The 3,915-nt window shown below is 69.0% G+C and carries 4 protein-coding genes and 1 pseudogene; 2 read left to right on the forward strand and 3 right to left on the reverse strand.

The annotated features are described in order from the left end of the window. Positions 1–334: 334 nt before the first annotated feature. From RTM68_RS17320 to RTM68_RS17330, 3 genes are all read right to left on the reverse strand, one after another. On the reverse strand, positions 335–1,066 hold the full coding sequence (locus RTM68_RS17320; protein WP_312173348.1) for a Pr6Pr family membrane protein: 732 nt from the start codon (positions 1,064–1,066) through the stop codon (positions 335–337). A gap of 219 nt (positions 1,067–1,285) precedes the next feature. After that, a complete protein-coding gene (locus RTM68_RS17325; RefSeq protein ID WP_312173349.1) occupies positions 1,286–2,224 on the reverse strand; it encodes a DMT family transporter in 939 nt (312 codons plus the stop codon). A 12-nt stretch (positions 2,225–2,236) separates the two neighbouring features. Next, complete coding sequence (locus tag RTM68_RS17330) at positions 2,237–2,443, reverse strand: hypothetical protein (protein WP_312173351.1); 207 nt, start codon at positions 2,441–2,443, stop codon at positions 2,237–2,239. Here RTM68_RS17330 and RTM68_RS17335 point away from each other — a divergent pair. Together RTM68_RS17335 and RTM68_RS17340 are read left to right on the forward strand one after the other, a co-directional pair. Further along, positions 2,442–3,728, forward strand: a complete 1,287-nt coding sequence (locus RTM68_RS17335; protein ID WP_312173354.1) for an adenylosuccinate synthase — start codon at positions 2,442–2,444, stop codon at positions 3,726–3,728. The genes RTM68_RS17330 and RTM68_RS17335 overlap by 2 nt on opposite strands. Positions 3,729–3,735: 7 nt before the next feature. Next, positions 3,736–3,915, forward strand: a pseudogene (locus RTM68_RS17340) (3-carboxymuconate cyclase); the annotation flags it as partial.

A 3,915-nucleotide genomic window follows, 5' to 3' on the forward strand; every position in this document is an offset into this window, starting at 1 on the left:
GGCCCGGGTCGCGGGGGGAGCCGGCGGGGCGGACGGACCCGCAGGCGCGGGCGGAGGCGGCGGTGTCGAACCGGCGGAGGGGCCGGGCGAGTAGGGCTCGTTCATCGGTGTGTCTCCTCGTTCCCACGGGGACGCGTCGACGATCCCCCGTCGATCAGCGTAACCGCATCCGACGACAGTCCCCTGGGTGGGCGTCTGTCGGGCGGCCTTATCCGCGTCGGGCGGAGGTCTGCTCGAGATATGGCCTCCCGACACGGAGATGGCCGCCCGGGGCGAGGCGTGGGCGCCCCACCGCGAAGGAGATCTCTCGCTGTGAAGGATGCTGACGCGAAGATCAGCCTTCGGAGCGTGAGAAGTCCTTCGCTACGGACGAGGCGGAGGCGGGGGATGCTGCACGGCTGCGCCCCATCCAGACCACGAAGCAGCCCACGCCGATGATGGCGACAGCGATGCCGACCACATAGCCGGCGACGCCGAGGTACCCGCCGACGAGTCGCGGGTCGAGGAACGGATACGGGTACCACCAGGCGTTGCCGGTCGCCGGAGCGGTGATGAGGTTCGCGCGGACCATCGTGTAGGCCGCCCAGACGAGCGGGAAGATCGCGGTGACGAACACCGTGCTCCACGGCAGGGCCCGTCGCCGCGGCGCGAACAGCACGTCGAGCAGCAGGAACAGCGGGAACACCACGTGCAGCACCTCGTTCGACCAGGGAACGGTGGTGCCCTGCGGCAGCTCGATGCCGCGGAGCAGTGTGTTGTACACGAGCCCCGTGACGATCATGTACGTGCTCGCGCAGACCAGCAGCACGGCGAGCCAGCGAGGTTCCTGCTCGGCATCACCACGGTGACGCAGCGCCCAGATCGCACCGATGATGAGCACGACCGCCGCGAGCAGGTTCGAATCGATCGTGAAGAAACTCAGGAAGTTCCAGCCGACGGTCGGCAGGTGCGAGCCCCACGGCGTCGTGACCTCGAGAGCCACCTGCACTGTCAGAGAGAGCTGTGCGATGACGGCCGCGAGCGAGAGCGCTGCTGCCGCGAGTCGTGCGTAGGGCCACCAGGTCATATTCGCCTCCGCCGCACACTTTATCGGTCGTGATCCGTCGCACCGCTAGACCGATATGGCGATATGTAAGCGGATCGCTGTGCGGGGGTGCGCGGTGCGGGGTCGAAAAGGTACCGGCTGCGCGGTGTGGGGTCGAAAGGGCACCGGAAAGCGGTCTGCGGGGGGCTTTTCTGACCCCGTCCGGTGCGCCGGGCGTGAGTGGGGATGGCGGAGCCGCGATCAGGCCCGGCGGCCCCACCGCATCCGCGTGACGAGCACGCCGAGCAGACACAGCGCTCCGCCGACGAACATGAGCGGCGTCGGCACCTCGCCGAGGATCGCCCACGACATCAGGATCGCGATCGCGGGAACCACGTAGGTCGTGGCGGACGTCTGCCCGGCGGTGCTGCGCTGCAGAACGTAGGCCCAGGTCGTGAACGCGATCGCGGTCGGGAAGATGCCGAGGTACACGACCCACAGCGTCGAGCCGAGGGGCGCGGTCTGCAGGGCGCCGATCAGGCTTCCCGTCCACGGCAGCAGCGCGACCGTGCCGGCGACGGCGCCGAGGAACGTCAGCGTCGTCGCGTCGGAACCTGCGCTGAGCAGGTGCTTCTGCAGCAGCGTGCATCCCGCGTACATCACGGCCGCGAGCAGAGCCAGCAGCAGGCCAGTGATGTCGGGTCCCTCGCCCGCGCTCGTCGACGAGTTCATGCCGATCAGCACGACGCCGAGGAAGGCGATCGGGGCTCCGACGATGAGCGGCTTCGGGAACCCCTCGCGAAGGAACAGTCCGCTGAAGACCACCACCATGAGGGGTGCGAGGTTCACGACCATCGCCGCCGTGCCCGCATCGAGGGTGCGCTCGGCGGCGTTCAGCGCGAGGTTGTAGACGCAGAACCAGCCGATGCCCCACACCGCGACGAGCCACCAGTGGCGGCGCTCGGGAAGACGGATGCCGTGCCGCACCGCGATGATCGCGAGTGCAGCGCTGCCGACGGCCATGCGCAGCAGCGCGAGGGCCCCGGGGTCGAAGTGCGGACCGGCGCCGCGGATGCCGATGAACGCCGACGCCCACAGCACGACCGTCACGAGGGCGGCGACGAGCACGAGCGGACCCTGGGTGCGGGGCTTCGCGGGGTTCACGGTGTCGTCGCGCTGGACGCGACCGGGCTTCGGCATCCTCCGATCCTGTCACCGGCCACCGACACTGACGAGCGGCAGGAGCGACAGCATCCGATGCTTTTCCGCCAGCGCTCCGCCCGATGCCTCGCACCCGACGCATCGGGCCGCCCACAGCCCGAAACGGCGGCGAAACAGCCCTTCGATAGGATGGAGCTGCCCGAGAAGGGCCAGCTCATCAGCCGGTGCAAACCCGGCGAAAGCAAGGGGGATACCCATGCCAGGAATCGTTATCGTCGGCGTCCAGTGGGGCGATGAGGGCAAGGGCAAGGCCACCGACCTGCTCGGCGAGCGCACCGACTGGGTCGTCAAGTTCAACGGCGGCAACAACGCCGGTCACACCGTCGTGGTCGGCAACGAGAAGTACGCGCTGCATCTGCTGCCGTCCGGCATCCTGTCGCCCGGCGTCACGCCGGTCATCGGCAACGGCGTCGTGATCGACCTCGAGGTGCTGTTCCACGAGCTCGAGGCGCTCGGCGCCCGCGGCATCGACGTGTCGCGCCTCAAGGTGAGCGCCAACGCGCACATCATCACCGCCTACCACCGCACGCTCGACAAGGTCACCGAGCGCTTCCTCGGCAAGCGCAACATCGGCACGACCGGTCGCGGCATCGGCCCGGCCTACGCCGACAAGATCAACCGCGTCGGCATCCGCGTGCAGGACCTCTTCGACGAGAACATCCTGCGCCAGAAGGTCGAGGGCGCGCTCGACCAGAAGAACCACCTGCTAGTGAAGGTCTTCAATCGTCGCGCCGTGACGGTCGACGAGATCGTCGAGGAGCTGCTGTCGTACGCCGAGCGCCTGCGGCCGATGGTCGCCGACACCGGCTACCTGATCTCCGAGGCGCTCGACCGCGGCGAGGTCGTCGTGTTCGAGGGCGGCCAGGCGACCATGCTCGACATCGACCACGGCACCTACCCGTTCGTGACGTCGTCGACCGCGACGGCCGCCGGCGCGGCATCCGGCTCGGGTGTGGGCCCCGGCGCGCTCGACCGCATCGTCGGCATCGTCAAGGCGTACACGACCCGCGTGGGATCCGGTCCCTTCCCGACCGAGCTCTTCGACGAGCAGGGCGAGTGGCTGCGCTCGCGCGGCTTCGAGTTCGGCACGACGACGGGCCGCCCGCGCCGCGTCGGCTGGTACGACGCCCCGATCACGCGCTACGCGACCCGCGTCAACGGCATCACCGACCTGGTGCTCACCAAGCTCGACATCCTGACCGGCCTCGAGCAGATCCCGGTCTGCGTCGCGTACGACGTCGACGGAGAGCGCTTCGACGAGGTGCCGGTGAACCAGACCGACTTCCACCACGCGACGCCCATCCTCGAGGACTTCCCCGGATGGTCGGAGGACATCTCGACCGCTCGCACGTTCGAGGACCTGCCGAAGAACGCGCAGGACTACGTGCTGGCGCTCGAGAAGATGAGCAACACGCGCATCTCGGTGATCGGTGTGGGTCCCGAGCGCGACCAGGTCGTCGTGCGCCACGACCTGCTCGACTGAGCGCGCCGTGACCCGGTTCTGGCTCGGCGGATACGGATCCGCGATGGAGGGCTCCGCCGACGGCATCGGTCTGTTGGCGGGGGATGCCGACAGGCAGACCTCGCTCTCGTATCGCGGCGCGGTCACGCAGACCCCGTCGCCGTCATGGCTCGCGCAGCATCCCACCCTCGACGTCGTCTACGCGGCG

Source organism: Microbacterium sp. (genome assembly GCF_031988965.1).
Lineage (GTDB): Bacteria > Actinomycetota > Actinomycetes > Actinomycetales > Microbacteriaceae > Microbacterium.

Coding starts and splice junctions, on each gene's coding strand:
- RTM68_RS17320 (WP_312173348.1), bottom strand. CDS start 1,066: ATGACCTGGTGGCCCTACGCACGACTCGCGGCAGCAGCGCTCTCGCTC.
- RTM68_RS17325 (WP_312173349.1), bottom strand. CDS start 2,224: ATGCCGAAGCCCGGTCGCGTCCAGCGCGACGACACCGTGAACCCCGCG.
- RTM68_RS17335 (WP_312173354.1), top strand. CDS start 2,442: ATGCCAGGAATCGTTATCGTCGGCGTCCAGTGGGGCGATGAGGGCAAG.
- RTM68_RS17330 (WP_312173351.1), bottom strand. CDS start 2,443: ATGGGTATCCCCCTTGCTTTCGCCGGGTTTGCACCGGCTGATGAGCTG.